At 34.6% G+C, this 25,816-nt stretch carries 25 protein-coding genes; 5 read left to right on the forward strand and 20 right to left on the reverse strand.

What is annotated here, in order from left to right; all coding sequences use genetic code 11:
* Nucleotides 1-236: 236 nt before the first annotated feature.
* The 11 genes from ACHRV3_RS03865 to ACHRV3_RS03915 all read right to left on the reverse strand — a co-directional run bounded on the left by ACHRV3_RS03865 (nt 237) and on the right by ACHRV3_RS03915 (nt 11,201).
* Nucleotides 237-833 (reverse strand): GNAT family N-acetyltransferase, encoded by a 597-nt coding sequence (locus ACHRV3_RS03865; RefSeq protein WP_395433378.1) that lies wholly within the window; start codon nt 831-833, stop codon nt 237-239.
* Between the two features lie 51 nt (nt 834-884).
* Nucleotides 885-1,241 carry a hypothetical protein gene (locus ACHRV3_RS03870; RefSeq protein ID WP_230005116.1) on the reverse strand — a complete coding sequence of 119 codons (357 nt, stop codon included), beginning with the start codon at nt 1,239-1,241 and terminating at the stop codon, nt 885-887.
* A 484-nt stretch (nt 1,242-1,725) separates the two neighbouring features.
* Nucleotides 1,726-2,904 (reverse strand): AIR synthase related protein, encoded by a 1,179-nt coding sequence (locus ACHRV3_RS03875; protein ID WP_047775801.1) that lies wholly within the window; start codon nt 2,902-2,904, stop codon nt 1,726-1,728.
* A 156-nt stretch (nt 2,905-3,060) separates the two neighbouring features.
* A complete protein-coding gene (locus tag ACHRV3_RS03880) occupies nt 3,061-4,545 on the reverse strand; it encodes a carboxypeptidase regulatory-like domain-containing protein (protein ID WP_395433379.1) in 1,485 nt (494 codons plus the stop codon).
* 97 nt (nt 4,546-4,642) lie between these two features.
* A complete protein-coding gene (locus ACHRV3_RS03885; protein ID WP_395433380.1) occupies nt 4,643-6,022 on the reverse strand; it encodes a CsgG/HfaB family protein in 1,380 nt (459 codons plus the stop codon).
* 1 nt (nt 6,023) lies between these two features.
* Nucleotides 6,024-6,431 (reverse strand): curli production assembly/transport component CsgF, encoded by a 408-nt coding sequence (locus ACHRV3_RS03890; RefSeq protein WP_230005112.1) that lies wholly within the window; start codon nt 6,429-6,431, stop codon nt 6,024-6,026.
* Between the two features lie 16 nt (nt 6,432-6,447).
* On the reverse strand, nt 6,448-6,777 hold the full coding sequence (locus ACHRV3_RS03895) for a curli production assembly/transport protein CsgE (RefSeq protein ID WP_230005111.1): 330 nt from the start codon (nt 6,775-6,777) through the stop codon (nt 6,448-6,450).
* A complete protein-coding gene (csgH, locus tag ACHRV3_RS03900) occupies nt 6,774-7,178 on the reverse strand; it encodes a curli-like amyloid fiber formation chaperone CsgH (RefSeq protein ID WP_047775670.1) in 405 nt (134 codons plus the stop codon). Before csgH ends, ACHRV3_RS03895 begins: the two co-directional genes overlap by 4 nt.
* 2 nt (nt 7,179-7,180) lie before the next feature.
* A complete protein-coding gene (locus tag ACHRV3_RS03905; protein WP_395433381.1) occupies nt 7,181-7,702 on the reverse strand; it encodes a hypothetical protein in 522 nt (173 codons plus the stop codon).
* Between the two features lie 64 nt (nt 7,703-7,766).
* Nucleotides 7,767-8,615: a hypothetical protein gene (locus tag ACHRV3_RS03910; protein WP_047775666.1), complete on the reverse strand. Its 849-nt coding sequence runs from the start codon at nt 8,613-8,615 to the stop codon at nt 7,767-7,769.
* Nucleotides 8,616-9,011: 396 nt separating this feature from the next.
* Nucleotides 9,012-11,201 (reverse strand): glutamine synthetase III, encoded by a 2,190-nt coding sequence (locus ACHRV3_RS03915; protein WP_047775665.1) that lies wholly within the window; start codon nt 11,199-11,201, stop codon nt 9,012-9,014.
* 427 nt (nt 11,202-11,628) lie between these two features.
* On the opposite strand from ACHRV3_RS03915, the gene ACHRV3_RS03920 reads away from it, so the two are divergent.
* From ACHRV3_RS03920 to ACHRV3_RS03930, 3 genes are all read left to right on the forward strand, one after another.
* Nucleotides 11,629-12,645, forward strand: coding sequence for a glutamine synthetase beta-grasp domain-containing protein (locus tag ACHRV3_RS03920; RefSeq protein ID WP_047775796.1), 1,017 nt, complete (start codon nt 11,629-11,631; stop codon nt 12,643-12,645).
* A gap of 265 nt (nt 12,646-12,910) precedes the next feature.
* The gene (locus ACHRV3_RS03925; protein ID WP_395433382.1) at nt 12,911-13,876 is read left to right on the forward strand and encodes a TerC family protein; all 966 of its coding nucleotides are present in this window, start codon (nt 12,911-12,913) and stop codon (nt 13,874-13,876) included.
* A gap of 194 nt (nt 13,877-14,070) precedes the next feature.
* Nucleotides 14,071-15,933 carry a T9SS type A sorting domain-containing protein gene (locus ACHRV3_RS03930; protein ID WP_395433383.1) on the forward strand — a complete coding sequence of 621 codons (1,863 nt, stop codon included), beginning with the start codon at nt 14,071-14,073 and terminating at the stop codon, nt 15,931-15,933.
* A 46-nt stretch (nt 15,934-15,979) separates the two neighbouring features.
* Here ACHRV3_RS03930 and ACHRV3_RS03935 read toward each other — a convergent pair whose 3' ends face one another.
* From ACHRV3_RS03935 to ACHRV3_RS03945, 3 genes are all read right to left on the reverse strand, one after another.
* Complete coding sequence (locus tag ACHRV3_RS03935) at nt 15,980-16,495, reverse strand: hypothetical protein (protein ID WP_047775660.1); 516 nt, start codon at nt 16,493-16,495, stop codon at nt 15,980-15,982.
* Between the two features lie 102 nt (nt 16,496-16,597).
* Entirely contained in the window at nt 16,598-17,467 is an 870-nt protein-coding gene (locus ACHRV3_RS03940; RefSeq protein WP_395433384.1) for an alpha/beta hydrolase, read from the reverse strand.
* A gap of 314 nt (nt 17,468-17,781) precedes the next feature.
* Nucleotides 17,782-18,654: an AraC family transcriptional regulator gene (locus ACHRV3_RS03945; RefSeq protein WP_395433386.1), complete on the reverse strand. Its 873-nt coding sequence runs from the start codon at nt 18,652-18,654 to the stop codon at nt 17,782-17,784.
* A gap of 908 nt (nt 18,655-19,562) precedes the next feature.
* On the opposite strand from ACHRV3_RS03945, the gene ACHRV3_RS03950 reads away from it, so the two are divergent.
* On the forward strand, nt 19,563-19,970 hold the full coding sequence (locus tag ACHRV3_RS03950) for a secretion protein (protein WP_230005105.1): 408 nt from the start codon (nt 19,563-19,565) through the stop codon (nt 19,968-19,970).
* 891 nt (nt 19,971-20,861) lie between these two features.
* On the forward strand, nt 20,862-21,248 hold the full coding sequence (locus tag ACHRV3_RS03955; RefSeq protein WP_047775656.1) for a T9SS type A sorting domain-containing protein: 387 nt from the start codon (nt 20,862-20,864) through the stop codon (nt 21,246-21,248).
* A 64-nt stretch (nt 21,249-21,312) separates the two neighbouring features.
* On the opposite strand, the gene ACHRV3_RS03960 is transcribed toward ACHRV3_RS03955, so the two are convergent.
* From ACHRV3_RS03960 to ACHRV3_RS03985, 6 genes are all read right to left on the reverse strand, one after another.
* Nucleotides 21,313-22,254: a hypothetical protein gene (locus ACHRV3_RS03960; RefSeq protein WP_047775655.1), complete on the reverse strand. Its 942-nt coding sequence runs from the start codon at nt 22,252-22,254 to the stop codon at nt 21,313-21,315.
* A gap of 6 nt (nt 22,255-22,260) precedes the next feature.
* Complete coding sequence (locus tag ACHRV3_RS03965; RefSeq protein ID WP_395433387.1) at nt 22,261-23,166, reverse strand: DUF6175 family protein; 906 nt, start codon at nt 23,164-23,166, stop codon at nt 22,261-22,263.
* Between the two features lie 10 nt (nt 23,167-23,176).
* On the reverse strand, nt 23,177-23,647 hold the full coding sequence (locus ACHRV3_RS03970) for a hypothetical protein (RefSeq protein ID WP_395433388.1): 471 nt from the start codon (nt 23,645-23,647) through the stop codon (nt 23,177-23,179).
* Nucleotides 23,648-23,654: 7 nt separating this feature from the next.
* A complete protein-coding gene (locus ACHRV3_RS03975; RefSeq protein ID WP_230005101.1) occupies nt 23,655-24,482 on the reverse strand; it encodes a penicillin-binding protein activator LpoB in 828 nt (275 codons plus the stop codon).
* 4 nt (nt 24,483-24,486) lie between these two features.
* Nucleotides 24,487-25,077: a hypothetical protein gene (locus ACHRV3_RS03980; RefSeq protein WP_047775651.1), complete on the reverse strand. Its 591-nt coding sequence runs from the start codon at nt 25,075-25,077 to the stop codon at nt 24,487-24,489.
* 442 nt (nt 25,078-25,519) lie between these two features.
* A complete protein-coding gene (locus ACHRV3_RS03985; protein ID WP_395433389.1) occupies nt 25,520-25,759 on the reverse strand; it encodes a hypothetical protein in 240 nt (79 codons plus the stop codon).
* Between the last annotated feature and the right edge of the window lie 57 nt (nt 25,760-25,816).

Here is a 25,816-nt window from a genome sequence, read left to right on the forward strand (position 1 = left end):
GGCAAAAAATTCCCCACAAAGAATCTCAATAATTAATTCGTGAAAATTCGTGCAATTCGTGTCCAGCCTTTTTTCGCCACGAATTACACCAATTTGCACTAATTTCTTTGTGAGCTACAGCATTGCCTAATCATTTTAATCCTTTAAACAGTGGCAAAAAATTCCCCACAAAGAATCTCAATAATTAATTCGTGAAAATTCGTGTAATTCGTGTTCAACTTTAATTGCACCTAAAATTACAATTTTTGCTTTAGATTTTCTTTTACCTCATCAAACCATTCGTTTCTTAGAATACTCAAAACAATAGAATCACGACGGATTTCACTATTGGCTGTTGGCATGTGGCTGCGTAAAACACCTTCAACTTTGCAGCCAATACTTTTCATGGCGGCAATACTTCTTTGGTTATTATTATCGGCACGAAATTCAACGCGTTCCATCCCCAGCGTTTCGAAAGCGAATTGTAGCAGTAAAAATTTACAATGTTTGTTAAGTCCTGTTCCTCTAAAGACAGAACCGTACCAGGTATATCCTAATTGCAGGGTTTTATAATCCAGACTCATATCGTAAAAACGAGTTGAACCTGCATATTTCTGAGACTTTTTATCGAAAACAATAAAAGGAAATTCCTTTTGATTTTCTCTTGCTTTTATAGCAGACTGAATATAGTTAATCAGATTTTCTTTCCCATCGGCACCTACCAAAGAATATTTCCAGGTTTCAGGTTCATTAATAGAAATTTCCAATAGATTTTCTACATCTGATTCCTGTAGCGGACGCAGTAGAACGGAGTCGTCTTCGAGTATTATGGTGGAGGTAAAACTAAAATTCATTGCAGTATTTATTTTAGAAAATCGTTCTTTTTTTAATTTAATGAAATCGGATTACTCACTCATTTCATCATAACGTTCCGGTACTTGTGGGTCGTACAACGGGCATTTGAATTCTTCCATCAGGCTTACCAACTGATTCATTGTTTTGCCTTCGGTTCCGTAACAGTCGATTCGTACGCTTTGTGGAGTGGTGATTACTTGAAATGCTCCTTTTCCTTTTGGGTTTTTCCAACTGTTTTCATCGACTTTTTCCCATTGAGAAAATACCGATTTGATTCGGTTCATAATTACGTCTACCGGAAGTTTTTCAAGTCCATTTACCTCTTCGTTCTCCACAAGAGCTTCATAAACTTCATGATGGTTCAGGTAAATTTCGTCTAAATATCTCCAAAAAAGTAATTCGTACATAATCTAGTGTTTTTTTTAAACCATATAAGTTATGTAAGTTCATTTAAATTGTTGGCGTTGTGCCTGGATGAACTTACATAGCTTATCGGATTAATATTTTTTTTTAGCTCCTATTAGAAGCGTAGCTGTTTAATTAGAAAGCTCTCGGTCTCAGTCTCAGTCTCAGTTTTCAGTCTCATCTTTGCGAACAAATCTCAGAAACTTAGAAACTTTGTAACTCAGAACTTTTACAAAAGTTCGCAGTCTCAGTTTTCAGTCTCATCTTTGCGAACAAATCTCAGAAACTTAGAAACTTTGTAACTCAAAACCTTTACAAAAGTTTGCAGTCTCGGTTTTTAGTCTCATCTGTGCGAACAAATCTCAGAAACTTAGAAACTTTGCAACTCAGAACTTTTACAAAAGTTCACAGTCGCAGTTTTCAGTCTCATCTGTGCGAACAAATCTCAGAAACTTAGAAACTTTGTAACTCAGAACCTTAAAAAAATTAATATTCGAAAGTACCGTACTCGCTGGTGATCGTCAATTTTTTAGCATCAGCGGCTTCTACTCTACCTACAATTTGAGCTTCTACATTGAATGCTTTTGAAATTGCGATGATATCCTGTGCAATGTCTTCCGGTACATAGATTTCCATACGGTGACCGCAATTGAAAACCTGATACATTTCTTTCCAGTCTGTTTTTGATTGCTCCTGAATTAACTTGAACAATGGTGGAACCGGAAATAAATTGTCTTTTATAATGTGTAAATTCTGAACGAAATGTAAAATTTTAGTTTGTGCTCCACCACTGCAATGCACCATTCCGTGAATTTCGTTTGGTGTATAGGTGTCTAAAATTTTCTTGATAATTGGCGCGTAAGTTCTTGTTGGAGAAAGTACCAACTGACCTGCGTTTATCGGGCTGTTTTCTACCGCATCTGTTAAGTTAACCTGTCCGGAATAAATCAATTCTTCTGGAACTGCAGCATCGTAACTTTCCGGATATTTGGCAGCCAAATATTTCCCGAAAACATCGTGACGTGCAGAAGTAAGTCCGTTACTTCCCATACCGCCATTGTAACTTTTCTCGTAAGTGGCCTGTCCAAAAGAAGCCAAACCAACAATTACGTCACCCGCTTTGATGTTTGCATTATCGACAACATCACTGCGTTTCATACGTGCCGTTACCGTAGAATCTACAATAATGGTACGAACAACATCACCAACATCTGCGGTTTCTCCTCCTGTTGAATGAATGGTCACGCCAAAAGATTTTAATTCGTTGATTAATTCTTCTGTTCCGTTGATAATCGCTGAAAGCACTTCACCGGGAATTAAGTTTTTGTTTCTTCCAATTGTGGAAGAAAGTAAAATATTATCGGTTGCACCAACACATAATAAATCATCTATGTTCATGATTAAAGCGTCCTGAGCAATTCCTTTCCAAACCGAAATATCTCCTGTTTCTTTCCAATACATATAGGCCAAAGACGATTTTGTACCGGCTCCGTCTGCGTGCATGATTAGGCAATAATCTGAATCCTGGGTTAAATAATCAGGAACAATTTTACAAAATGCTTGTGGAAATAAACCTTTATCAATATTTTTTATGGCGTTGTGTACGTCTTCTTTTGATGCCGAAACACCTCTTTGTGCGTACCTTTTGCTAGAATCTGAACTCATGAAAATTAGTTTGTGTTGATGTGGTGCAAAGATAATCAGTTTTTTTAATTCTTTGGTTGATTCAATTGCTTGATTCGCAAAAAAATTCGGCATGTTTTTAGGCAATGCCGAATTCTGCTATTAAATCTGGTTTTGAAACTTTTAGCATTCCTTAAATCATTCCCAATCGGGCATTGAACTTCCCGAAAACAATACCTGTCTGGAATTGGCAATACCGATACTGGTTTTTAAAATATTTTTCGCCGAAATACCATCATTAGACGTGTTCGTGAAAATTAATTCGGATTCATTAGGCGAATAGCGAACGTCTAAATCATTTGTTCCCGATACCTTCTCCGTTACAATCTGGGTGGAGGTCGACGTTAGAAAACTATATTCAAAAATTCTGCTATCTAACTGTCGGTAGGTCGAATTTTCAAATCCTGAAACATCTTTGGTATAAACGAGCTTTTGTCCGGTAACTGAAAAATTCACGCTGCCCAACGCTCCGTCTTCTCCCGAAGTAATCGATGTTGTTAGTACTCCCGACAAATTAATGACATAAATTTCAGCACCGTAACCATCTGAATCATTTACTTTCAAAGCAATTTTCTTTCCATCAGCACTCCAATCACATTCTGATATAAACTTACCTGTTGGCGTTTGGTATATTTTTGTGAGACCACTTCCGTCACTGCTTATTTTGTACAATTTGTCGAAGTTGGGGTAAATCAGTTCGCTGCCGGAAGTATTCCAAGAGAAGCCTATATAATTTGAATTGAAACCCGCAATTGGAACCGAACTGGTTACTTTTTTTGCTCCTGTTCCGTCTAAATTCATCGTATAAATATCATTTTGAGAGCCATTTGTTGCGATGTAAGCGATTTTATTGGCCTGATTATTTCTCCTTGGACGCCAGCTGTTTTTGTCGGAACTGGTTAACTGGTATTGTTTCCCGGCATCATCGGCTGCATAAATTACATTATTATCGTTTACTTTTTTAACCAATAAATAGCGTGCCGTTGGAAATGCCATTGTCGTAAAGCTACTTAAAGCACTTAAAACGGGGGTATTTACACCATCTGTTACCTCAACTTGCCAATAATATTTTACACCGTAGAGCAGATCAGTCAAGGTTAGTTTTTTCTCTTTTACGGCATCATAGACTTTTACGTCGCTGTTTTTATTGTTCCTTACTGTTATTTTAAAAGTCAGTTCGTCTGCATCGGGATCGGTTACGGTCCAAGTCAAATCTAATGGAATCACCTGCCCTGTACTATTATCTGTTGGTGCTGCCAATACCGGAACAGTTGGCGGTTTGTTGTTTGCTGTTGATTTTTTAAGTTCGAATACAATTTCTGCCGCTTTATTAGCTCCAACCGTCACAGCTTCAAACTTGGCAATATACCCGTCTTTTTGAGCCTGAAAAGAATATTCACCCACTTTGACATTAGGTATAGTAAATTTACCGTCAGCACCTGTAAATACAATACTAGAGGTTGGACTCGAAAATACTTTTACGTTTTCCATAGGGGTAAAAGTATCTGCTGAAACTACTCTTCCTGAAACTGTTCCAAACTGAGATTCGTCTATTTTTTCTTCACTGCATGCCGTCAAAAACAATAAAAAAAGTACGCTTGCTATTTTGTATAAATACTTCATTATTCATTTGTTTTTAAGTTTAAACTTCCTGCTGTCTCCTCCTTTATTTTAACGTATAGAGTACCCTCTTTTTTCGAATGCAACTCCATAGATCCTTTTAGTTTTTCTTACTTGCTTTATTTTTATTTTTAGCAAAATAATAGGTCAGACCTAATCCGAATTTATAATAGTAATCGTCTCGGGTTCCTGCTTTTATATAATCGACATTGTCGCTAAAATTTACATTTTGTTCTGCGAATACTTTTATTCCGATTCTTCTCGATGCTAAATATTCAAGACCTAAACCGTATTGAAATTTGCCGTAAACGTTTTCAAATTTTCGATTCATCGCATATCCGCCACCTCCGTAAACATAAGGCGTAAACCGGTCCCGGGGCAGTATGATCCATTCCAGATTAAGATCGAAGGTGATGTAACCAACGTCGAGTAAGTTTTTATTCGCAAGATTTACCACGTTTGTAGAAGCACTGATATCTAAACTGGGAGAAATAAAAAACTTCAACGCTCCTCTACCAAAAGGTCTTACAATTGGATTGGCATAATCACCGTCCATTAATGTTCCTCCACCGGAAATTTCCATAGCAAATTTACTTCTGCGTTCTTCTAAAAGTCTTCCATAAAGTGCCGTTGCTTCTGCTGTTTCGGTTTCTTTACTGTAGGCTTCCAACAGTGCATCAACTTTTTCTTTTGGTGCATCGGCCTGCCAGATATTGTCTTTAATTCCTTCTAAAACCAAAGATTCTACCGCTTTTTCTATTGCTTCTGTCACGGCCATATGAACCGGTTCATTAGTAGTATAACCGGTTTCTACTTCCAAAAGTCTTTTAAAATTCACATATCTAAATAAACTTTCATCAATTGCCTGTGATAAAATAGTTTTGGAAACATAAACTGATTTTAAAATTTTCCCATTGGAAGTCGAGATCATACGCAAATAAACCGTCACCCGATCCTGACGGTATTTAACCGAACCTCCTGCTCCAAAATAACGCGCTCCAAAACCTCCGGTAATAATATTCGAATCGTACGAAACGATACCGCCTTCCAATAAAACTCCGGCATACAGCAAAGGCGTTAATTGTGGTTCATTTGGATTTGCATTTTTAATATACTCCTGGCGAGTTGCCCGAATTAGATTTCGTTCCTGAAGTAAGTTGCCTATATTCTCCCTTTCGATAGGAATAAACCATTTGGAATCTTCAAGTGCTTTAATCAAAATTGAAGTGGCACCCTGAGTGACCGCCGTACTAAAACTGCTTCCGTTTTCCTGCGGTTTATATTGTCCGGTCTGGTCTCTGAACTTATAGACTCCTACTATGACTGGTTCTTTTGGCTTAGGCAATTCTTTTAGCAATGAGGTCGCCGGCGTACTCTCGCCCAAAGTAGCTTTTTCTACTCCTGTAGGCTGATTGAAATAGGCACCGCAACCGGTAAAAAGAATTCCGACTAGGATAAATAAATAGTGATGCGATCTCATGTTATTGATTTGGGATAATTACCTGAGTCTGCTCTCCTGTATTGGTATCTAAAATATTAAGTGTTAAACCATCTGCCGACGGATAAACATCTATTGAAAAGCTCCCAAAAGTATAAGATCCTTCTTTGATTCCGTCTGTACCAAATTGCTGTTTGTAGAGTGTACTGGAAATCTGACTCAATAATTGCGAATTTAAATTGGCTTTAAATCGCTCCAAATCGGTTTGTGGGGTCGTATCTACTGTCTTATCCTTTTGCTTATTTTGAGCTTCTGCACTACTTAAAAGCCATTGATAATTAAAGGTATCTCCTCCAAAAGCCGGATTGACAGGTTTATACACCAAGGCCTGGGCTCTTATAGACAGAGGGATCAGAAATACTACTATTGCGGTGGTTAAAATAAATTTCATATCGCTAATAATAAAGTTAATACTGAGTGAAATATTTGCTTTGTTTTTCTTTCTCTTTAAAATAGGCATAGGTCGCGTTTACAGATTCTTCTGCGACAGCATCTAAAAAATCATCATCGGGTCTGGCTAAAAATTCATAAATAACTTCATTATCAATGGTAATTGATATGGAGGTATTTCGTGCAAAACTATATTCTTCGCCTATTGTTACTATTTTTTCAGCATTTATTCCAATATCATTGTATCTGTAATAATAGCGATCGTAAAAATCCTTTCCTATTTTAGTTTTCGTATCGTCTGTAATGATACCTCTCAACTCAAACCCGTCCACAGGAAGAACTTTCACATCATCTTTTTTTTTTCATCCCCAATCACCACACGATCTTTTGCTATGATTTGTTTATTTTCATCATAAAACAATAACAAAACTATTACTTCATCATCGGGTTCCAGATTTACCTGGGCAGTAGACAATTTTTTAATTTCGCTTGGCTGGAGGGTAAAAATCCCTTCCTGAGAATTATTAGACTGATTATTACTTTTATTATTATTTTTTATAGCAGACAATCTATAACTGGCACTTCTAATTACTTCTGTGAGATTTTCAGCACTGGCCGTAATTTTTACGTTTCCTTCTATTTTTTCAATCTCTATTTTTGCCTTTATTTTATCCTGAGGAACCTGTCCATAGCATATCGCAGTAAAAACAAGTAATAAAAGGGTTATATGTCTGTATAAAAAATGCATACTTACTTATTTATAAGAATTAATGAGGCACCATTTCCGGTTTGGGTAATCTTCATGTTTTTTGACATGGAATTGGTTCCGATACTTTTAATATTTTGATTATCTCCATTCTGAATCATCTGCGTATTTACCTTATAATTGGTATGCAAAGTGAAGTCAGAAATAGCATTGTCGTTCCCTTTTTGGATAATATTCTGCGTAATTGTTTTTGCATTTTTGTCTAAAAACAATTCGTTACCATTCCCTTGTTGATTAACCGAAACTTTTACTTCTGTTGCTTTTAGATTGGCGTTTACGGTATTATAATCTCCAATCTGCTGTATCTGAACTCCCGATTGGATTCTTGCATATAAATCATTCTGCGCTTTTTTATCCAAAGAAGAAATCACACTCAGCGCCACTTCTTTTGTATTAAACACAGAAGAACTGTATGGTCTGAAATAAGGACTGTCTTCTTTCTCCTGCGCATAAAATGCGGACGAAAAAAGCAAAAGCAAGACACTATTTAAAATGTAAGTTTTCATCTTTACTCTTTTAAAATTAAAAAATGAGATAGTCGTTCTACGACTATCTCATCTATTTCATTCCTTACATTCCTGATTGTGTCACCAAGATCGTATTTGAATTTCCTTTTGAGAAAGAAATACTACTGTGAGAAGCTCCTGTTTGAGTTACAGTTGCTTTGTTGTAATCTCCAATTTGTAGTGTGTTTTCAGTCAATTTAGTACCGGTTTGAGTACTTTTTGCTTCATTTTCATTTCCATATTGATAATGGTTGGAAACGTTTTTATCAGCTGCAGAAGTACCGGTTGGAGAAGTTTGAGTTTGCCAAGATTTGTTTTTAACTCCACCTTGACTAGCATAAGCTACATTGTTATCTCCATTTTGAGTTTGGGTTGCTTCGTTTTGGCTATGAGGAGCAAACGGAACACTAACTGCTGCTGCATACCCTAATTGAGTAGCATTGAAAGGAAGTCCGGTTGGTTTTTCGTTTCCTGTTGTACCCTGATCTACGGTAGCTGAATTATAGTTTCCTGTTTGAGTTTGAGTTGCTTTATCCCATCCTCCAAGAGCTGAAGCCGGTGGTGCTATCTGATCTTGCCAGATAGTTGCGCCATTACTGTTTCCTGTTTGAGTTTGATACGCTTTGTTATCGTGATTACTTTGAGAAATAAATGCACCATTGTTGTCTCCTTTTTGTTTCACATCTGCCATATTGCTTTTAGCATTGTAAACTCCCGGCATAATACCTTGATAAACTTCTGATTTATTGGTATTTCCTAATTGATCAATTGTAGAAGCATTCGTTTGTCCGTTTTGATTTACGATACCTTGGTCAGAGTTACCAACCTGATTCACAGAAGAAGTGTTTCCTTGAGCAAAAGCTGCTGCACCCACAAATAGCATCGCGGAGATGCTTAAAATTACTTTTTTCATAATAAATATATTTAATTGGTTATTAATACAACTTATTATGTAGGCTAAAGCGAATCTTGGGGTGAAATTCTTTAAGAATCTAACATCATTTGAAAACAAATTTTTGCACTTATTTTCTCTTTTCTGATTCAAAATTAAAAAAAGTTACCCAAACAAAAATCAAGTACAAATACCTATTTCACAATACATTAACATCTTTTCGATGAAATGTAACACTATCTCGACGAACTACTATTTTTGTTATTTTGGGTCGTCAGAAATTAATTACTTATTGCAATTTCCTTACATTTAATCCAAAACATTTGTTAAAATTAAAAAATAACTGACTTAATTTTAACATAATCACAAAAAAGCCTGTCTTTTTGAGACAGGCTTTAAATAAATGTTCAGCAAATGTTATTTTGTAAACAACAATTCTCTGTATTTTGTCAATGTCCAGCTTTCATCATCTACCAATAATTCTAATTTATCACAGTGATTACGAATATCTTCAAAATAAGGTTTTACTTTATCGCAGTAGGCTTCTGCCATTTTTTGCGCATCTGTCAATTGATTGGCTGTTTTTCTTTCGTTGGTCATCGCCTCAACTTTAGAATTAATTCCTTCAATATGACCGGAGATTTCTTTAATCAAAACAATCTGCTCTTTTGCAATGGTTTCAAATTCTTTTCCGAAGATTTCTTTTAATCCTTTTACGTTTTCAATCAAGGTATTTTGATAACGAATTGCAGTAGGAATTACGTGGTTTCTTGAAATATCGCCCAAAACTCTTCCTTCAATCTGAATTTTTTTGGTGTATTCTTCCAATTCAATTTCGTAACGTGCTTCTGCTTCGATGTGATTTAAAATTCCCAATTCACTAAACAAATCTAAGGCCTGCTTAGAGACTTTGGCTTTAATAGCTTCAGGTGTAGTTTTAAAATTACTTAAGCCTCTTTTTTTGGCTTCTTTTTCCCAGGCCTCGCTATAACCGTCCCCTTCAAAAAGTATTTTTTTGGACTGTTTGATGTATTCTCTTAAAACATTAAAAATAGCATCGTCTTTTTTCATGTCTTTTGAATCGATCAACGAATCTACTTCTTTTTTAAAGTCTATTAATTGTTTGGCAACAATAGCATTCAATGTTGTCATCGCGTTCGAACAATTGGCGGTTGAACCCACTGCTCTGAACTCAAATTTATTTCCTGTAAAAGCAAATGGTGATGTTCGGTTTCTATCGGTATTGTCTAAAAGAACGTCCGGAATTTTCCCTACCACATTCAGTTTTAAATCGGTTTTTTCTTCCGGTGATAATTTTCCTGTGGTTACACTTTCTAATTCGGATAATACCTTTGTCAATTGTGCTCCGATAAAAACAGAGATAATGGCCGGCGGTGCTTCATTGGCTCCTAATCTGTGGTCATTACTTGCTGTTGCGATTGAGGCTCTCAACAAAGTTTCATTATCATTTACCGCTTTAATTGTATTGATAAAGAAGGTTAAAAACTGTAAATTACTCATTGGCGTCTTACTCGGACTTAATAAGTTTACTCCCGTATCGGTTGCTAATGACCAGTTGTTGTGTTTTCCGGAACCGTTTACTCCTTTAAATGGTTTTTCGTGAAATAATACTTTAAAATCATGACGCTCTGCCACTTTTTGCATTACGTCCATCAATAAAGAGTTATGGTCTACGGCAAGATTGGTTTCTTCAAAAATTGGAGCTAACTCAAATTGGTTAGGTGCTACCTCATTGTGACGGGTTTTTACCGGAATTCCCAATAACATACATTCTTGCTCTAAATCTCTCATATAAGTTAAGGCTCGAGTCGGGATAGAACCAAAATAATGATCGTCTAATTGTTGTCCTTTTGCCGATGTATGTCCCAACAAAGTTCTTCCGGTCATCATTAAATCCGGACGGGAATTTGCCAATGCTTTATCGATAAGGAAGTATTCTTGTTCCCATCCTAAAGTAGCGGTTACTTTTTTGACATTTTTATCAAAATATTTACATACTTCTGTTGCAGCCTCATCCATAACAGACAATGCTCTTAATAACGGAATTTTATTATCTAAGGCTTCTCCTGTATAGGCTATAAAAACGGTTGGAATACATAAAGTGGTACCATATATAAAAGCGGGAGAAGTAGGATCCCAGGCAGTATACCCTCTGGCTTCAAATGTATTTCTGATTCCTCCGTTCGGAAAACTTGAGGCATCAGGTTCTTGTTGTACCAATTGTGCGCCTCCAAATTTTTCAACCGGATCACTGCCATCATAAGAAGTTTCAAAAAAAGCGTCGTGTTTTTCTGCAGTTGTCCCCGTAAGTGGCTGAAACCAGTGTGTATAATGTGTTACTCCTTTGGCAAGTGCCCATTCTTTCATTCCCATGGCAATATAATCTGCCAGTTTTCTGTCTATTTTAGTTCCGTGCTGAACGGCGTCTCGTACCCCTTTTAAAGCATCCGAAGTTAAATATTGCTTCATTGCTTTCTCATTAAACACATTTGAACCAAAAATGTTAGACTTTCTGTCTATTTCCTCAAAATGTACCGGCTTTCTTGTAGAAGCTTCTTTTAAAGCTTGGAAACGTAATGTTGACATGTATATAATTTTAAAAATTCGTACTCATTTTCACTAAAAAAAGAAAAACAAATATAACGAATTAAACCCCCTGTTTGAAACTTAAATCACAGAATTTTATCCAACGATTTATCAACAGAAAAAGCATTTTACCAAGAATAATTAATTTGAATTGAATAAATATAACAAAACACCGCAGTATTCTTCATTAAACAAACATTTTTTCGCAATTCAGCAGACAGAAAATTCAATAAACAACCTCAATTTTTACGAATTTGCCTTTTTAAGCCTTTAAAAATGCTTTTTACAAAATACACCCCTATCAAAATTATGCTTTTCTAAAAAATTATAGTCATTCAAACAAAATAGCCCCCTAATTTTCAGGAGTAAAAAAATAAATATATCTTTGACCCAGCGAAAAAACAAAAAAACAAAAATTTATATTATTATGGCTAAAATTAAGTTAGAGTACATTTGGTTAGATGGATATGAACCAACTCAAAATCTAAGAAGTAAAACTAAAGTTGAAGAGCACGAAAATTTCAAAGGAACATTAGAAGAACTTGGAAACTGGTCATTTGATGGTTCGTCAACTAAACAAGCTGAGGGAGGTTCTTCAGATTGTCTTTTGGTTCCTGTTGCCATTTATCCAGATCCAACTCGTATTAATGGATACTTAGTTATGTCAGAAGTAATGTATGCTGACGGAAAGCCACACCCTTCTAACGGTAGAGCTACGATTGATGATGATAATGATGATTTTTGGTTTGGTTTTGAACAAGAGTATTTCATCATGGATACTAAAACTTTATTGCCATTAGGTTTCCCTGTTGGAGGTTATCCTGCTCCACAAGGTATGTACTACTGTTCTGTAGGTGGAAAAAACACACACGGAAGAAAATTAGTAGAAGAACATGCTGATTTATGTATTGCTGCGGGAATTAACTTTGAAGGTATTAACCAAGAGGTTGCTTGTGGACAATGGGAATTCCAATTATTCGCTAAAGGAGCTAAAAAAGCCGGTGACGAAATCTGGATTGCCAGATACTTACTGGATCGTTTGACTGAAAAATACGGTTACTATATCGAATACCATCCAAAACCACTTGGAGACACCGATTGGAATGGTTCTGGTATGCATGCTAACTTCTCTAACGAAGTTTTAAGAACATGTGGAGATCAGGCTACTTACGAAAGAATCTGTGAGGCTTTCAGACCTGTTACTGCTGAGCACATCGCGGTTTACGGAGCTTACAACGACTTACGTTTAACCGGTAAACATGAAACAGCTTCTATTCACGATTTCTCTTATGGAATTTCTGATAGAGGAGCTTCAATCAGAATCCCTTTAATTACAGTTCAAAAAGGTTGGAAAGGTTGGTTAGAAGACAGAAGACCTGCTTCAAATGGAGATCCATACAAAATTGCAGCAAGAATTATCAAAACTGTAAAGTCAGCGTTGTAATTCATTGCTTAAATTATATTCAAAAGTGCCATCAAAATTGATGGCACTTTTTTTTAGCCGCTTTTATTGTCTAAACCTAACAGGTTTTAGAAAGCTGTTAGGTTTTTAAAAACGATTCGTTGTCAGTTTGAGCGAAATCGAGAACCTTTTCATCTTAAACCTAACAGGTTTTAAAAACCTGTTAGGTTTAGAAATAACTTTTGAATAATTACTTTTTAAGTTTAATATCAAAAACTATCTTTGTAAATCACTAATAAATAGCATCATGATAGTCTGGATTCTCTTCTTGTTAGCCGTAGTTTTTATTTTAGCTCTAGATTTAGGTGTTTTCAATAAAACACCACATATTATTAGTACCAAAGAAGCCAGCAAATGGACCCTGATCTGGGTAACGCTTTCTTTTCTGTTCTCCGGAGTAATATACTGGTTATACACTACCGACTATATTTCAAATCCAGATAATCTGAAACCTGCTGTGGCTTCCATGAAATTCATCACAGGATATTTAATTGAATTGTCCTTGAGTGTTGACAATATTTTTGTGATTGCTATTATTTTTGCTTCTTTCAAAATACCTCAAAAATACCAACACCGTGTTTTGTTCTGGGGAATTTTAGGTGCGATTGTCTTCCGCGGACTAATGATTTTCTTTGGTGTACTATTAATTAATAAATTCACTTGGACGACTTATTTGTTTGGTGCTTTCTTGCTTTTTACCGCCATCAAAATGTTATTCTCGCGTGAAGAGGAAGATTTCAACCCCAAAGATTCTTTCGTATACAAAACCTTAGGAAAAATTATTCCGATTACCTCACATATGGATCATGAGCGATTTTTCATTCTGACCGACAAAGGAAAAAAAGCCGCTACCCCCCTATTCGTTGCTTTGATCGTCATTGAAGTTATGGACGTGCTTTTTGCCGTAGACAGTGTTCCGGCAATCCTGGCCATTACATCTGATCCGTTTTTAGTGTTTAGTTCTAATATCTTCGCGATTCTCGGACTGCGTTCAATGTACTTTTTCCTGGCCAATATGCTGGAAAAATTTAGTTATTTAGAATACAGTTTGGTGGCTATCTTAGCTTTTGTGGGATTAAAAATGCTGCTACACCATTATATCTACATTCCAGAGTGGGCTTCTTTAGGGTTTATCGCACTCTCGCTTTTAGTTGGAATTTTGGTTTCTTTAAAGTATGGTAAAACTAAGGAGGCTGTAGAAAAAGAAAAATAAGCTTTACATCTCTATTTAAATATATACAAAAGGGAATCGCAATGATTTCCTTTTTTTATTTCTGAAAGTTTTTATTTTATCTTAAAATATAATTTTAATCATAATAAACTTATTCAACAGACAGTAATAGTAAGAAAAATAAACTATTTAGTTGTATTTTTACAACATTATTAATATCACACACAATTTTTATTATGAAAAAAAATTACGCTTTTTTAGTCTTTCTTCTTCTTTCCTGTTCGTTTGCAGTGGCACAGAAGGTTACGCTTACACCATTAGTCGTCAACGGCAAAAATGTAATCAGTACAAATCCAATAAATCTGGAATCCAAAAGCCAATCTAATGCATCCTTATCAGCAAAAATAGAATCTCCTGTCCCAGTCGGGGCTGAAGGTACTATCGCAATCTATTTCACAAAAGACCCTGCAATTAATCCTAAAGTTGTTTCAGGAGGACCTGAAAGAATTACAAGTTTTATACAAGGCAAAACTTCAACCAGTAATTTTGAGATTATTCTGAATTTAACCGATTTTAATACTACCGGAGGATATATATTCGCCCAATACAAAACGAATTCAGGTTTAACTTATAAAAGTAATAACGTATCTGTTGTAAAAGAAGGAACTCCACCTGTAACTCCGCCTGTAACCCCACCTGTGACTCCACCTGTTGTAAACTTAGAAAACACTATATGCTGCGATCAAATTGTAAGATACGGAGATAAACCAGCTCCAATTGTAGGATCTTATTTAGACCCCAAGATAGCTTATGGCGAATGGCACGATGTTACTGACGGTAAATCACCAAGCACAAGAAATTACATAGGGAATGATTCTGACTATAAAACTGAAAACAATATATTATTAGTCGATTATTTAACCAAAAACACAACCATAAAACGAAGATATGGTAATTATTATTTTGATAATATCAGTAATGCTGTTTACTTAACAATAATCCCATCACCAATAATAAATGAAATTTCTGTCCTTGAATCAGGGCCAAATAGTCAAGGATTTATAGAAATTATCGACACCAATCCAAAACTAATAGGTTCAGAAAGTGGCAGGGATGTTAATTTGAGTATTTTAAAAAATTCAAATCATATCCCACAAAGAGGAGATAGTTTTGACAATGTCGAACGATATGAATGGCAATATGCTGAAACAGACGAAAAAGATAGCTACCGTTATAAAAAATGGATCACGATCGAAAATGAAAACTCTTCATACTTAAATTTCTTTTACCCAAAAAACATTTCAAACGACACAGATAACTACTTTAGTATCAGAAGAATTTCAACGTACAAGGGCATTAGTAGGGTTAGCAATTTATTAAACGTAATACCCCGAAAAGTTAGTTTCAACAATATGATTTGTTGTGATCAAGTATTAGGTCAAGACCCATCGTTAAAAACAATTGAAAAACCTTCTACAATTACTGGCTCTACTCCATCAATTGAACACCTAAATCTTCCCGGCAAAAAACTTGAGCTTGCAAGCATTTCTTATCAATGGCAAAGTCAATCAATTAGCACTGGTAGACCAAACACATACGGTACTTGGTCAAACATTACTGGTGCAACATCTAAAGACTATCTTCCAAGTCCTTTAGAATTTAAAGTTGACCCCAGACGAGGATTAACAATTGAAACCACTTACAACTTCAGACGAGTTGCAACAATAAACTATGTAATTGAGAATATAGTCAATGGAGCCTTAACAAATGTTAGCACAAAATCTTACAGTAACGAAATAAATATGAAATCAGGACGAGTTTATGGTCCTGCAACATTAATTGCATATCCAAATCCTGCAAAATCAGTTATAAATATTGAAAACAAAGCTACCGATTATATTTTATCTAATACTAAAATAAGTATAACAAACACTATGGGGGCTATCGTAAATTCAAATAATTTTTCAATAATAAGCCCAAACTTAATAAGTATAGATGTTTCAAATTTAGCTATTGGAACATATTTTATCAATGTTGATCCTGGAACTGGCAGACGAGGCACAGGCATGGTCCAACTAACTTTTCTAAAAAGCAATTAAAAAAAAAGGAAATCTTACGATTTCCTTTTTTTTATATAAATTAAAATTAAAAATTAATTTTTTGAATTTCGCTTTCGTTTAATTTTGCTGCCTTCATCACTTCCAAATAACTATTTTTATTTACAGTTTTAGCTAACGTAGAAGGAATAACAACAACTCTAAAAGTTTGACTATTTATTAGACTTGGTTCTTCAGCCAAATTAAAAGAAGCTATTACTATAATATTAAAGTCTTCTTTACTGAAATCAAAGAAATAATCTGCAGTATCTCCATTATCAAAATTTATTGTTTTTGGTATTAACTGCCAAACTGGAGCACCAGAATTAGTTTGATCTGTCTTTCTATAAATCAAAACAGTTTCATCATTAAATAAAACAGGATTAAAATTAGCGCCAAATTGGTACTTGAAATTAGTAATCCTTGTTAAGTTCACATTATTAATTTGAAAAGCGGATGGTGCTAAACCATCATATCCATCTTGTCCCGGAGGCCCTTCAGGTCCTTCACAACTAGAAAACACAATTAATCCAACAACTGCGAATAAGGTAAGTATCTTTTTCATAATTTATATATTTTTAAGTTTCTATATATAAAGGTATTCCAAAAACCAAACCAAAAAAAACGATTGAGGGTATTTTACCTTAATATTTTTTGCTATTTCTCATTATTTCTTACTAACTACTTGATTTTTAAGTAGTATTTTATTAAAAAACAACGCATGATACGGCAATGAATTCTCCCAATAGTCCCAAGTGTGTGCTCCGGGGCGTTCGGTATAATCATGATCTACTTTATTGTAAACCAATCTGCGGTGCAATTCTCTATTGGGCTCAATCAGAAAATCGTTAACACCACAGTCTATAATTAAAGGTAGTTTATTGGCTTTTAGTTTATCTATCATCGCCAATACAGAATTCTGCTCGTACAATTCCGTATTACTGCTTTTATCACCAAAAACTGGCTGCATCAATTTTATCACCTGAGTAGAAGAATCCCTGTTGAGCATCGCGCTCATGTCTACTGCCCCACTCATGCTTCCGGCTGCACAAAACAAATCAGGGTGCCTGCCGGAGAGATACAAAGCACCGTGTCCGCCCATAGAAAGCCCTGTAATGACACGACCATTTCTGTTGCTTATCGTTCGGTATGTTTTATCTACTTTCTGAATCACTTCCTGCGTGATAAAAGTCTCAAACTGACTTTCTTTGTTCATAGGACTATCCAGATAGAAACTAAATGTTTCTCCTTCGGGCATTACAATAATCATATTGTATTGGTCCGACAAATTTTGGACTAGCTTTTTGTTCGGAGTGTTTTTCAACCAGTCACTAAAATGACCGTAGGCACCATGCAATAAATACATAACGGGATAGGTCGATTTGCTTTTCGCATAGGTATTTGGCAATACAACGGCGGCTTTGTAGGTCTTGCCCATCGCTGTACTTGCAATTTGTAAAGTATCTACTTTTGCCGCATAACTCACTGAGGTGATGCCTACAAGAAATACTACTACTAGAGCTCTGATCTTTTTCATATTGGTGTTTTTTTTGATTAGGGATTGTAAATATAACTTTTTCCAGGTAAAAGATTATTTGTGTGTGTTTTTTTTAACCGCAAGGGTCGCAAAGGGTTAACGTAAAGTTGGCTGAGATTTTTTATTCTGGAAATGGTTGCTTTTTTTTAAAACTACAAGGGTAGCAAAAGCATAATTTTAGCTCGTGGAATTGTAAGGTTTTTTTCTCTGGCGAGCAGATTAAGCAGATTTATTTACCTTTTATCAACGCAACAAAAAAATCAGCCAAATCTGCCAGATCTGCGTGAAAAAAAAATCAAGCATCTAAAAAGACATTACTTAATAATTATCTTATGCTCATTACGGTACTGCGAGGCGCTTTTACCCGTATATTGCTTAAATGATTTACTAAAGTGACTAAAATTATTAAAACCACTTTCGTAGCAGACTTCATTTATGGTTATTGGTTTTTCCGCCAAAAGTTTTGAGGCGTGAACCAAACGATATTCATTTACAAATTCTGTAAATGTTTTGCTGGATATTTTCTTGAAATACCTGCAGAAAGAAGGTGTAGTCATACTCACTAAACTCGAAACTTCATCTATGGCAATCGATTCCTGGAAATGATCTTTGACATAATTAAAAACCACATTTATCCGGTCACTGTCTTGCGCATTTAACTCAAGAGAGAAACCATTAGCATTAAGCACCGTATATTCCTCTGAAGATTCTAACTCATCCAAAATACTCAGGAGTGTCAATAAACGTTCAAAAGGAAGCTGATCCCCCATCATTTCTATCTTTTTTCCGATATTTTTTTTAGTCTCCCCTCCAAATGCGATTCCGGCGTTGGCTTGATTAATGACACTTAAAACCTTTTTCATTTCGGGAGCGACAAAAAAATCATTCCCTAAAAATTCCGGTTTAAGATGAATCACGATTTCATTTTTATTTCCTGTTTGTTCATTAGTAAAACCACAGTGAGGCATATTCGAACCGATTAAAAGTAAATCTCCATTAGTATAATATGAAATATGGCTCCCAATTTGTCTTTTTCCTGCTCCTCCGTTTATATAAACCAATTCGATTTCAGGATGATAATGCCACAAATGTGTTTTGCTATTGGTCTTTTCAGCATGTTTCGTATAGGTAAAAGAACTTCCGTATGAATTGGATATTATTTCAAGAGTCGGAACGATAGTCTTCATGCTAAGGATTTTAAAAAATAATAACAAATTTAACAAAAACGCCTAACATAATTCATATTTTAACCTATATCGGTTTCGTAAACAAGAATATAGTGCGAAAAATCAAAAATAGCTAAAACTGAATAATCGTAGAAATAGTCATTTTTTTTGCATCTGATTTTTTATCACTACTTTTTTTTTACAAATCGTATTTAATCTGCTTATTTTATACAAATACGGTAATTTTTGTAAGAAAGTCGGAAGGAAAAACAAAACACTATATTCAATAAATAATTAAAAAATAATTACTCAATCAGCCAAAACACCTACAATACTTTAAATTTTAACCTATAACGGTTTCGTAAATGAGAATACAGCATATAAATCAGTCAATAGAGTTGTGCAAAAAAAATTAAAATCGAAGTACTTTAGCAATAGAAATACAAGCGTGGTAACATGCTGGTAGAGTTTATACTGCATAGTATAAAACGAGGTTTGATAGTTAGTAAAGTTTAAAAACATTTAATTGTTTTTCAAAACAGCTCTTTGTGGTTACTGAGCTGTTTTTTTATGCCTTATTTGGATCAGCTTCAAAAGTCAAAAAGGGACAAAGGTTAAAAAAGCAGGCAAAGACTTAGTGGCTCTGCATTTTCCCGAACTACTATGTGACACAATAAAACGTCTTTTATTTCACTAGCGCTTTTTGTAAGAAGAACAGAAAAAGTAAAAATAACTCCACCACACACAAACATTAGAAAATAACACCATAATTAACAAAAATACCTAAAATAATTTAAATTTTAACCTATAACGGTTTCGTAAATGAGAATACAGCATCACAATTAGCCAATAGAGTTGTGAAAAATCATGTAAGACTGGAGTAATTTAGCACCATAGAATTAGAACTATTAATCTAAAAAACAACAGTCATGAAAAAGATTTTAAAATTAAGTTTAGTATGTGCAGTGCTTTTCACAGGAATGAGCTCTTATGCAATCGACGGGAATGAAGATTTTAATCTTCATGTATTAAAAGCAAACGGAAAACAAATTACGTTTGCATTGAATCAGGTTAAGAAAGCCCATCTGGCGATCTATGACAAAGAGAATACTCTTATTTATTCTGAAAATGCTTCGGGCACAGTTGGGATTTTGAGAACTTTTAACCTGGAAGAATTACCACAAGGAACGTACTTCTTAGAAGTGGAAGATAATGCAAAAAAAGTAAGACATGAAATTACAATTACAGATGACACATCTGTTTTATCCCGAAAAGCAGTTTCATCTGTTTACAAAACCGGTTTGTCTGCCAAAAACAGCAGCATAGCGGTACGTTAAAAAACATACCTATTATCTGGTATAAAAATGTTTTTATATTGTTAGTTATATAAAACGATTGTTTAAGAAACAGCTCCTTGTTAATCATTGAGCTGTTTTTTTTATGCAGAACTTTATTGAATATTTCACAATCTTGTGTTGCATTTTTTAACCGCAAGGGGTGCAAAGTTTAATTTTGGTATAGTAGATCCTTTTAAATTTTGTACCTATTTTTTTTCACACAGATTTAGCAGATTAGGCTGATCTGTTTACCTCTTAAAAAAATCTGTTCAATCTGCTAAATCTGCATGAAAAAGAAAAACTTTGCAACTCTGAACCTCTAAGCCTATTCCCAAAAGCCTAACCACTTGCGCACTTAACGTTCAACACAAATAAAAACCTTTGCGGACTTTGCGATTAAACTTCCTAATCGCAAAGTCCGCAAAGGTTTCGCAAGAAACACAAAGAACAATCTTAAATGAGCTTTTATAACTTATATGGTTTAAAAAAAATGTCGCTGTTCTTTTTGTATCCCACCACAGATTAAAGCATTAAAATGATTCAATAATCTGTGCGAATCTTTCTAATCTGTGGCAGAAAATAATTCGTACCAATTCGATCAACGGAGCAGTTATTTTTGTCAGAAATTACACAATTTTAAAACATAATTCGTAGTGCTTTTTTTCATTTGAAAAATTATTCTTAATAATTTTTAAGATCCTGATTTGTATTGCATTAAAAAAAAACACCTACAAAAACATCCGGAAATCCAGTAATGACGTACATAGTTCGTACAAAACACCGAAAGCGTTTTAATTCAACTACTTATGTCTTTTAAAAAAATATTTTTTTTATATGAAATTCAATTTCTATTTGTAGTTTTGCGCGGTTCACGATTTAAATTTAAAAAAAATGACAAGATTTATCAAATTAGGCTTGGTTGTAGCCGTGTTTTTAACAACTGTATTTACTTATGCAATTGATGGAAAAGGGGATTATATCTTGTATATAAAAACCGGAAATGGAAAGGTAGTAAGCTTTACTATAAACACCGTTGAGAAATCAAGTTTTTCAATCTTCGACGTAAATAATAATTTAGTCTATACAGGAACTTCTGCTACAGATGAATTAGAAATTTCAAAAACATTAAGTTTAGAAGCTTATCCAGCTGGAACTTATACCTTGGAAGTAACTGAAAATGGTAAAATCACAAAGCATGAAATTACGGTTTCAACAAAGAAAACAAAAACCGTTAAACTTGACGAATCTGTAAATAAAAGTCCAGCATTCCGTCGTTAATTTTTTGCCTGAAAAAACAAAAGCAGCTCTTTACGGAGCTGCTTTTTTTGTTTACCACAGATTTTTATTTTACAATTACAGTATAATTAATGTCTGTTGTTTGACTTTTATAATAAGAAACAGCGATATCCTTAATGGCATTTACTCTTTGCTTTTCTAAACTAACTTCGTCGTTGTATTGTTTCATTTGAAAATCCCATTGTTTCTTTTCCTCCGCGTTCACTTTTGTTTCTACGGTTTTCGCCATAGTTTGTGACTCTTTAAAACAAGGGGAAGAAGGGTCAATTTCAGCTAAAATATTCAATGCTCCAACATAATCGTTTGTTGCGATTGTGGTTCTCGCTAATTGCATTTGTTTCGCACAATTATTTTTCTGAAAACCTTTGTACGCTTCAATTGCTTTCACCTGAACTTGACTATAACAACTTACAGCGTCAGGAATTGACATCAGTAAACCTAAAGCCTGTTCATATTGCTGCGTTTTTACAAATCCATCCGATTTTTTAATAAGCTCAGTGCATTTGGTTTCGTAATATTGAAAAATTTTCTTTTTACTCTCCTCAATAAACTTTTTGTAGCCCGGATCATTTGTTGCAATTTTAGAAATCGCATTGGTGATGGCCAATTCTTTACTACTTCCACTCCCTTTGATTGCTTTGGTAATAGTCGAAAACAAAATATTGCTGTCTACTTGTTTCACAAACAAACTAAAATCAATAGTAACAACTGTTATGTTTTGCATTCCGCCTTCCACAACATTAGTTTCGTTAACGGCAAATTTCGGATAAATCACAAAATTATTACCATAACCCGAATCCGACAAACCTGAACTTGTCACGATCTGAGAGATTTTTGTATCTAATTTTGAGAGTTGAGAATCACCTAAATCCTCCATGTATTCAGGTACCACTACCGAAAGAGAAATTTTTCCGATATCATTGGTTGTTTGTGCTTTTGCCACTAATGAAAAAAGCCAAACAATTAGTATAAAGTAAATATTTTTCATCTCTATTTATTTAATTGTGATGTAAATAGTACTGCTTTTAACATCTTTTGCCGGTTGCAATCCTAATCCTTTGAAGAATTTAAAAAGCTCAAGCGCAAATTTATTTGGATTATAATTATTCCCCGTTGCTTGATCCTTTAATGGGATTTTAACATCGTCAAGTATCATTTTCAAGTCAGTTGTTCCCTGAATATGATAGTTGTTTTTAAAGGCATTTTTTTCCATCCAGGCCTCGATTTGGTCAGATAATGGTAAACCATCAGAACCAATTTCTGAAGCCATATTGTGCTGTGAACCTGCATCAAAACTAATGTCTACAATTACAGACTTACCATTATTTACAATGTCTGTAAATTTGGCTTGCATAACATTAAGAAAATCATGAATACAACTTTCAACCGCTTTTGAGGCTAATTTGTTGTAATCTTCGGTGTAAAATCTTCCGCTTTCTCCAACTTTATTGGCCAATGAATTTCCGGTTGATGCTTCATAAGCCGTCAAAATTAACTTAACTGAATTTCCCGAACTTGTATTGTCAATAATAACTTCTGCCTGCACATAAACATCTGCACCGGACATTTGAATAATCTGCGACTTAATATCCGTTTGATTATCTGAAGTAAATACGTGATTGTCTTTGGCAGCTTTTAATTTTGCAATAAAATCTACAGTTGTAAAACCTCTGCTGTCAAAACCTTCCTTTATTTTTGTTATGGCAATTCTTTTGTTTGGATCATCTTCTAAAACAGTTCTCAAATCTTCCCCTTCTCTTGTATAAGGGATTACCATTATTTTGGGTTGAACTGTTACTACTTGCCCACCGCTATTTGTTGCAGGATTTTGACTAAATGCAAAATTTGTAACGCATAACGTTACAAATAAAATCATATAATTAATATATTTATATTTCATAAATTTTATTTTAAAATCCAAACTTGCGGATTATGTTGTTTTGTTCAAGGTCTGTTCGCAATGCCGCCAGATTAACTTTGACATCTAAAGTCAGACTTTTTGCCCCTCCCTTTTGTTTTGCAAAATCACTTACCGGAATACTCGACATAAAGAAAGTTTTATACCTTTTTTGAGCATAAAATTTTTCAAAATAGGTTTTATGTTTTTCTATCTCTTCTGACTCATTAGTTCCAACTAAGGCCGACTTCTGCTCTGATTCCGGAAGTCCTCTAAAAAGCAATACATTAATCGCATTTTTTTCTGCTTCACTAATTGCTTCCATCTCATTTGAACCATTACCAATTGTTCGCATCGTAATTGTTCCTGCGTTTCCTGAAACATAATTAACCTCAGAAGTTGGAAGTGTTTTTTGACTACAGCTATACGTGAATGAAATTAAAATCAGAAGAACTAAAACACCTATTCTTTTTGATAAAGTCATGTTGTACTTATTTTACGATTAGTTTACACGTCAATTTTTCTGCCGCATTAAATCTTGACAAAATTTCTTTTCCGCCGTCAGAAACAGCACATTCAGAGAAATCATTTCCGGCTACTTTAACTACTTTTAATTCTCCGATCTGAGATGGGTAAGGCTTACCGTCAATCAATTCGTTTTTTTCAACGATTAATTTGTCTCCTTCTTTAAAACCAAATTCTTTACCACCTGAAATTAAAACAACAGCAGCTGATTCTTTTTTTACAGTCAGGACTTTACTGATTTTAGTTGTTAAAGGAAAGGTTTTGATAAAATACTCACTCAATTTAGGCTCAATAGACTTCAAAGCTTCGTTCACAGCACTTTCAGGTGATAACATCAACGGACTAACGGAGGTTTGAAAACTCTCAGCCTCAGTAGTTTGTCCTGTCTCTACTTCGTTTACTTTTAGCGTAAAAGCAACACTAGATTTGTAACCGTTTACACTACCGTCTGTATTTTTTATCGCGTAAACACTCATTTTTAGTATATTCCCAATAATCATATTTTGGGCAGCCAAAGCAACATCTTGTTTGGCAGTGTTTTTACTATCAAGAAAAGCTTCCGTTTTTTGAAACTCCAATTCCTCTTTTACTTTGTCGTAACTTGTTCTGTCAACAACGGTAAAACGTCTTGTATTCGTAACAATCTGAACTACTTTTTCGGCAACTGCACCCGAATATTTAGAATCGACTTCAGAAGTAAAAGCAGCAACACCAACAACCGGTTTCGTTGCTGCTTGTGAATAGCCCACAAGGCTATTCAAAAGCAGTACTAAAAGAAAATATAAATTTCTCATATAATTAATAGTTTCCTGATGATTTCAAAGTAGAAATTAAATTGTTTACCACTTTTAAGTTTAAGTTTAATTCCGGTAAAACCAAAGCCATTACATCTTTTGAAAAGTTTAATGATTTAGCTCCTTTTGGTGCTTGCATCATTCCGGCTCCTTTTAAATCTGTTGAAGCAGTAGCAACAGTTGCTGATGCCTCTGAAACTGTTTTGATTTGTGTAGCAATATTTAATCCTAGAGCATTAAGTTCGTCTAAAGTTGGTTTTTTAACGGTTACATCTGCAACACCGTCAACAGATTCTCCAACTGTTCTTTTGTACATTTCAGGAATCAATACATTTAATTCTTTTGAAGAAGTTAACATTTGTGATGAATTTGCTGCAAGTCCATCAACGCTTGAGATACCTGAAGGTTTTGGTGCAGATAATTTTTCCAATTTAGCTTTACGTTCTTCAGCATCTTTTGATTTCATTTCTGATTTCAAAACTTCACGTTCTGCTTTTAATTCGTCTTTTGTTTTGGCTTGTGCAAAACAGTTTTGTTGCATTACTAAAATTAAACCTAGGCAAATTGCTGCTTTGTAAACTAATTTTGTTAACATAATTCTTTTGTTTTTTGTTTTGATTTCCTTACTCTTTAGGATTTTCAGTTACTCCCCGTTTATTTAAGTGGTGTCTGAACTCCACCCTTATTTTGGCTAAACTAGGTATTATCTTCGGAATTTTTTTACGGTTTTCCACATTCTGGCTGTTTTAAATTTTATTTTTTAATAAAACTTAACTTACCGCAACATAAACGAATATTTTTTTGAAAATAAGTGATCACTTTTATAAAGATCTGATTATCCATAACTATCCATAACAAAGGGGCTCGAAGAGCTATTAGTGCGAGTTTAAGGTCTCTTAATTTTTTATTATCAACCACACCCAATATCTAAGTGATCGTTTGATAAAGAGAAGTGTTCTTTTGAAAATAAAAAAAGTGGGGAAATAATCCAGATTTGAATAGCCGTTGGTTTCAACCAACGGTCATGTATGTTTAAGTCAAGCGGCTTTAGCCAAAAAACCTAAGAGTAAAGTTTTGGCTAAAGCCTTGCAGCTGTAACTTCTTAATCCGTTGGTTAAAACCAACGGCAATTCAAAAAGTACAATATTACCTAAATGCATGACGAGGTATATTAAAAAAAGTTCCGCTTTTGGCGACGAAATAGACTGAATTAATCGGAAAAGTTGTTCTGTATTGGCAACGTCAGCTAAGCGCATTTTACCATCAGCAGCTTTCATCTTCAAACTGTGACAATTCGTCACGGTTTCATTTCCTTCTTCTTTTAAACGCTGTTT

The organism is Flavobacterium sp. FlaQc-49 (assembly GCF_044005985.1).
GTDB classification, from domain to species: Bacteria; Bacteroidota; Bacteroidia; order Flavobacteriales; family Flavobacteriaceae; genus Flavobacterium; species Flavobacterium cupriresistens.

Excerpts from the sequence above, each read along its gene's own strand:
- ACHRV3_RS03950 (WP_230005105.1), top strand. The coding sequence starts at position 19,563 with ATGAAAAAGATTTTAAAATTAAGTTTAGTATGTGCAGTGCTTTTCACA.
- ACHRV3_RS03980 (WP_047775651.1), bottom strand. The coding sequence starts at position 25,077 with ATGTTAACAAAATTAGTTTACAAAGCAGCAATTTGCCTAGGTTTAATT.
- ACHRV3_RS03975 (WP_230005101.1), bottom strand. The coding sequence starts at position 24,482 with ATGAGAAATTTATATTTTCTTTTAGTACTGCTTTTGAATAGCCTTGTG.
- ACHRV3_RS03945 (WP_395433386.1), bottom strand. The coding sequence starts at position 18,654 with ATGAAGACTATCGTTCCGACTCTTGAAATAATATCCAATTCATACGGA.
- ACHRV3_RS03930 (WP_395433383.1), top strand. The coding sequence starts at position 14,071 with ATGAAAAAAAATTACGCTTTTTTAGTCTTTCTTCTTCTTTCCTGTTCG.
- ACHRV3_RS03985 (WP_395433389.1), bottom strand. The coding sequence starts at position 25,759 with ATGAAAGCTGCTGATGGTAAAATGCGCTTAGCTGACGTTGCCAATACA.
- ACHRV3_RS03960 (WP_047775655.1), bottom strand. The coding sequence starts at position 22,254 with ATGAAAAATATTTACTTTATACTAATTGTTTGGCTTTTTTCATTAGTG.
- ACHRV3_RS03875 (WP_047775801.1), bottom strand. The coding sequence starts at position 2,904 with ATGAGTTCAGATTCTAGCAAAAGGTACGCACAAAGAGGTGTTTCGGCA.
- ACHRV3_RS03955 (WP_047775656.1), top strand. The coding sequence starts at position 20,862 with ATGACAAGATTTATCAAATTAGGCTTGGTTGTAGCCGTGTTTTTAACA.
- ACHRV3_RS03905 (WP_395433381.1), bottom strand. The coding sequence starts at position 7,702 with ATGAAAACTTACATTTTAAATAGTGTCTTGCTTTTGCTTTTTTCGTCC.
- ACHRV3_RS03870 (WP_230005116.1), bottom strand. The coding sequence starts at position 1,241 with ATGTACGAATTACTTTTTTGGAGATATTTAGACGAAATTTACCTGAAC.
- ACHRV3_RS03925 (WP_395433382.1), top strand. The coding sequence starts at position 12,911 with ATGATAGTCTGGATTCTCTTCTTGTTAGCCGTAGTTTTTATTTTAGCT.
- ACHRV3_RS03915 (WP_047775665.1), bottom strand. The coding sequence starts at position 11,201 with ATGTCAACATTACGTTTCCAAGCTTTAAAAGAAGCTTCTACAAGAAAG.
- ACHRV3_RS03880 (WP_395433379.1), bottom strand. The coding sequence starts at position 4,545 with ATGAAGTATTTATACAAAATAGCAAGCGTACTTTTTTTATTGTTTTTG.
- ACHRV3_RS03920 (WP_047775796.1), top strand. The coding sequence starts at position 11,629 with ATGGCTAAAATTAAGTTAGAGTACATTTGGTTAGATGGATATGAACCA.
- ACHRV3_RS03940 (WP_395433384.1), bottom strand. The coding sequence starts at position 17,467 with ATGAAAAAGATCAGAGCTCTAGTAGTAGTATTTCTTGTAGGCATCACC.
- ACHRV3_RS03890 (WP_230005112.1), bottom strand. The coding sequence starts at position 6,431 with ATGAAATTTATTTTAACCACCGCAATAGTAGTATTTCTGATCCCTCTG.
- ACHRV3_RS03970 (WP_395433388.1), bottom strand. The coding sequence starts at position 23,647 with ATGACTTTATCAAAAAGAATAGGTGTTTTAGTTCTTCTGATTTTAATT.
- ACHRV3_RS03965 (WP_395433387.1), bottom strand. The coding sequence starts at position 23,166 with ATGAAATATAAATATATTAATTATATGATTTTATTTGTAACGTTATGC.
- csgH (WP_047775670.1), bottom strand. The coding sequence starts at position 7,178 with ATGCATTTTTTATACAGACATATAACCCTTTTATTACTTGTTTTTACT.
- ACHRV3_RS03865 (WP_395433378.1), bottom strand. The coding sequence starts at position 833 with ATGAATTTTAGTTTTACCTCCACCATAATACTCGAAGACGACTCCGTT.
- ACHRV3_RS03910 (WP_047775666.1), bottom strand. The coding sequence starts at position 8,615 with ATGAAAAAAGTAATTTTAAGCATCTCCGCGATGCTATTTGTGGGTGCA.
- ACHRV3_RS03885 (WP_395433380.1), bottom strand. The coding sequence starts at position 6,022 with ATGAGATCGCATCACTATTTATTTATCCTAGTCGGAATTCTTTTTACC.
- ACHRV3_RS03935 (WP_047775660.1), bottom strand. The coding sequence starts at position 16,495 with ATGAAAAAGATACTTACCTTATTCGCAGTTGTTGGATTAATTGTGTTT.